This window comes from Massilia niastensis DSM 21313, assembly GCF_000382345.1.
GTDB lineage: Bacteria > Pseudomonadota > Gammaproteobacteria > Burkholderiales > Burkholderiaceae_D > Telluria > Telluria niastensis.
Genome location: NZ_KB908207.1, coordinates 1 through 1,607, shown reverse-complemented (window position 1 = coordinate 1,607; position 1,607 = coordinate 1). Strand labels below are relative to the sequence as shown.

General features: G+C 61.5%; 1 protein-coding gene. It reads right to left on the bottom strand.

Features of this window, described 5'->3' with window-relative positions:
* Positions 1-61 precede the first annotated feature (61 nt).
* A protein-coding gene (locus H162_RS0129680) for an IS3 family transposase (protein WP_371847022.1) occupies positions 62-1,446 on the bottom strand; the annotation gives its coding sequence in 2 pieces (ribosomal slippage) (positions 62-1,123 and positions 1,126-1,446; 1,383 coding nt in all).
* Between the last annotated feature and the right edge of the window lie 161 nt (positions 1,447-1,607).

The following is a 1,607-nucleotide window of genomic DNA, read 5'->3' as shown; positions in this document are numbered from 1 at the left end:
CGGAACGTGTCAATGAATTTGAAACACCTGAATAAATCTATGAGAGTCTAAATCTCTGTTTTCAGGCAGCTTTTTTCTCCATCGTCGGTGGGTTTATCCAGGCAGCTGTCGGGACCTTCTGCGGCTGCGGCATGCGGTGCTTGAAGCGGGCTGGCGTGCGCGCATACGCATCTGCCAGTGTGGCTTGCCGTTGCTGGCGTACTGCGGCGGTGCGTCCGGTATGCACGCTCTCCGGTGTCATCATGCCGATGCCGGAATGGCGATGCTGCTGGTTGTACCAAGTGAAGAACTGGGCACAGTGGGCGCGCGCATCAGCCAATGAGCCGAAGCGAGCCGGGAAGCCAGGCTGGTACTTTAGGGTTTTGAACTGCGCCTCCGAGTACGGATTGTCATCAGAGACGTAGGGCCTGCTGTGTGACTTGGCAATGCCCAGGTCGGACAGCAGCGTGGCCACCGGCTTGGAGCGCATGCTGCTACCCCGGTCGGCATGCAGGGTCAGTGTGGCCGGCGCGATGGCTTCCTTGGCAGCGGTGTCGGCGATGAGTTGCTCAGCCAGTTCGGCGGTTTCCTGCTCGGCGACCATCCAGCCGACAACGTAGCGGCTGAAGATGTCGAGGATGACATACAGGTGGAAGCAGGTGCCACGGACTGGCCCCTTCAATTTGGTGATGTCCCAGCTCCACACTTGATTGGGCATTACGGCCAGCAGCTCCGGTTTCGTGTATTCGGGGTGGCGCAACTGGTCGCGGCGCTCGCGCACGGCGGCACAGTCTTGCAGCAGGCGGTACATCGTGCGCACCGACGCCACGTAACGCCCCTCGTCGAGCAACTGGGCGTAGATCGCCGCCGGCGCACAATTTGCAAACCGCGGACTGTTGAGCACGTCGAGCACCACGCGGCGCTCCAACACGGACAGGGCCAGCGGCGGGCGCCTGGCCGGAGTTACGGCAACGGGTATAGGCAGCGCACAGGCATGACGGGCTGCGCGATCGCGATACAGCGCGCTGCGCGGCAATCGCAGGGCGCGGCAGGCGACGGCTATGCCGACCTGGTCAGCCAGAGTGTGGGCAGCGCTGATCACTTCGGCTCGCTCGGCGTGCCGTCCGTGCTCAGCCCCAGCAGAATGGAAAGTTTTTTTTGGACGTCGATGATCAGGTCTGCCTTGACCAGTTTGGCTTGCAGGCACTGGACCTGTTTTTCCAGTTCGAGCACCCGGCGTTCCTGGACGGAGGCAGAATCGGTTTTCGGTCCGCGCTTGCGCGCCAGCGCTTCCGTCTCGCCCGAGGATTGACGCTGCTTGCGCCAGGTCGCCAGATGGGACGAATAAATGCCTTCCTGACGCAGCAAGGCACCGATTTCGCCGGGCGCCACGCAGGCATCGGCAGCGGCCAGGATGCGCAGCTTCTCGGCTTTGGAGAACGTGCGTCGCTTGGCCACTGCGACCACCTCAGGATCGGGACGTGGGGCCTCGGCTGATGACGGTTCGGATGCGTTCTCTGGGGTTGCTGACGTGCTGATTTGATGCTTTCGGTTATGCATGTTGGGAACCTACCGCTGTACTCTAAATTAATCGGGTAGGTGTCTCAAGTTATATTGGCACAGGGGGG